At 71.3% G+C, this 2565-nt stretch carries 2 protein-coding genes; both read right to left on the reverse strand.

Annotated features, from left to right (window positions below):
• A partial coding sequence (locus C1I99_RS31085) for a hydroxymethylglutaryl-CoA lyase (protein WP_111137706.1) occupies positions 1–914 on the reverse strand: 914 nt, incomplete at its 3' end.
• A 170-nt stretch (positions 915–1084) separates the two neighbouring features.
• Positions 1085–2422, reverse strand: coding sequence for an acetyl-CoA carboxylase biotin carboxylase subunit (locus C1I99_RS31090; RefSeq protein WP_111137705.1), 1338 nt, complete (start codon positions 2420–2422; stop codon positions 1085–1087).
• Between the last annotated feature and the right edge of the window lie 143 nt (positions 2423–2565).

Genomic DNA, 2565 nt, shown 5'->3' on the forward strand with positions numbered 1-2565 from the left:
GGCGGGGGGGTACGGCGGGTACGCGGGCCGGCGCGCAGCACCCCGGAGGGGAGTTGCCGGTCGACCAGCCGCTCGGCCAGCTCGGCCACCTCGATCAGCGCGTCCAGGTCGATCCCGGTGTCGATGCCCATGTCGTGCAGCATGTGCACCGCCTCCTCGGTGGCCAGGTTGCCGCTGGCCCCCGGCGCGTACGGGCAGCCGCCGAGGCCGCCGACGCTGGCGTCGAACTCGGTCACCCCCAGCTCCAGCGCGGTCAGCATGTTGGCCAGCGCGGTGCCCCGGGTGTTGTGGAAGTGCAGCAGAACCGGCACGTGCGCGTTGCGGTCGCGAACCGCGGTCAGCAACTCGCGGACCCGCCGGGGCGTCCCCATGCCGGTGGTGTCGCCGAACGCCACCCGGTCCGCGCCGTCCCGGACCACCCGGTCCACGATGGCGGCTACCCGCGCCGGGTCGGTGTCCCCCTCGTACGGGCAGCCGAAGCTGGTTGCGATGATCACCTCGGCCCGCGCACCGGCGCCGTGCAACAGGTCGATCAGCTCCGCGATGTCGTCCAGCGACTCCTCGGTCGAGCGGTTGACGTTGCGGCGGTTGTGCGTGTCGCTCGCCGACACCACCACCTCGATCTCGGTGAACCCGGCGGCCAGGGCACGCTGCGCACCCCGGGTGTTCGGCACCAGCGCCGAATAGCGCACACCCTCGGCCTTTGCGGCCCGCTGCCACACCTCGTCGGCGTCGGCCATCTGCGGGATCGCCTTCGGGTGCACGAACGACACGGCCTCGATCCGCCGGACGCCGGTGCCGGAGAGCGCGTCGAGCAGCCGGACCTTGGCGTCGGTCGGGATCGGCTCCTCGTTCTGCAACCCGTCCCGCGGCCCGACCTCCCGGATCGACACCCGACCTGGCAGTTCTGTCATGGTCACCTCACTGCGACTCGTGCTGTCCCCGACCAGCCTCCCACTCACCCGCGGTCACCGTGGCCGCCCCTGACCCAACCCCACCCGTGTTGATCATGAGGTTGACGGTGACGAATAGCGCGAAACGCTCGTCAACCTCATGATCAACCCCGGCACCGAGGGGTGGGGGGTTAGCGCATGCGGGAGATGATGCTGGTGTCGTAGTCGCCGGAGAGGAACTCCGCGTTCTCCAGGAGTTCGGCGAAGAACGGGAGGTTGCACTTCGGGCCGGTCAGCTCGAAGGCGGCCACCGCAGCCCTGGCACGCTCGACCGCCTCGGCGCGGTCCTTGCCGCTGACGATGAGCTTCGCCATCAGGCTGTCGTAGAACGGGGTGACCGTGTTGCCGGCGACGTAGCCGGAGTCGACCCGCACCCCGGGCCCCGTCGGCTCGGTCCACGCGCTGATCGTGCCGGGGCCGGGCAGGAAGCGCTTCGGGTCCTCGGCGTTGATCCGCAGCTCGATGGCGTGTCCGCGCGGGGCGAGCGCGTCCGGGTCGAACGTCGGCGCCAGCCCGGCGGCCACCCGCAGCTGCTCCTCGACCAGGTCGACCCCGTACACCAGCTCGGTCACCGGGTGCTCGACCTGGAGCCGGGTGTTCATCTCCAGGAAGAAGAACTCCCCCGTCGCGGGGTCGAGCAGGCACTCCACCGTGCCCGCGTTGCGGTAGCCGACCGCTTCGCCGGCCCGCACCGCGGCGGCCAGGAACCGCGCCCGCAGCTCCGGCGACACCGCCGGGGACGGGGACTCCTCGACCAGCTTCTGGTTTCGCCGCTGCACCGAGCACTCCCGCTCGCCGAGCGCCACCACCCGGCCGTCGGCCAGGCCGAGGATCTGCACCTCGACGTGGCGCACCCGGGGGAAGTACCGCTCGATCAGCACCGAGCCGTCACCGAACATCCGCTCGGCGAAGGTGCGCACCTTGTCGTACTCGGTGCGCAGCGCAACCTCGTCGGTGGCCACACCCATGCCCATGCCGCCGCCACCGGCCGCGGCCTTCACCATCACCGGGTAGCCGATCTCCGCCGCCGCGGCGACAGCCGCGTCCAGGTCGGCCGCCGGGTCGGTGGTGCCGGGCGCGACCGGAACGCCGGCCGCCGCCATCAGGTTCCGAGCGTTGATCTTGTCGCCCATCGCGGTGATCGCGTCCGCGCCGGGCCCGACCCAGATCAGCCCGCTCGAGGTGACGGTACGGGCGAAGTCGGCGTTCTCCGACAGGAACCCGTAGCCGGGGTGGATCGCCTGGGCGCCGGTCGACTTGGCGGCGGCGAGGATGGCCTCGACGTTGCGGTAGCTCTGGGCCGGGTTGGCCGGGCCCACGCAGACCGCCTCGTCGGCCTCGGTCACGAAGGGCAGGCCGGCGTCGGCCTCCGAGTGCACCGCGATCGCGCGGACTCCGAGCCGCTTGGCGGTACGGATGATCCGACGGGCGATCTCGCCCCGGTTGGCGACCAACAGCGACTCGATCATGTTTCCTCCCAGCGTCCGGAGTCAGGACGGATGACAGGGAACCATGCCATCCCAGTTACTCACGAGTCACCATCCCCTCCCTCCCCGCCCACCGAGGTTGATCAAGAGGTTTGCGCAGATCCCCGGCGTGAGGTGACAAGCCT

Origin of the sequence: Micromonospora deserti (assembly GCF_003236335.1) — a bacterium.
Lineage (GTDB): Bacteria > Actinomycetota > Actinomycetes > Mycobacteriales > Micromonosporaceae > Micromonospora > Micromonospora deserti.

What these genes read in the sequence shown, in the direction of transcription:
- C1I99_RS31090 (WP_111137705.1), bottom strand. Translation starts at nt 2,422, where the DNA reads ATGATCGAGTCGCTGTTGGTCGCCAACCGGGGCGAGATCGCCCGTCGG.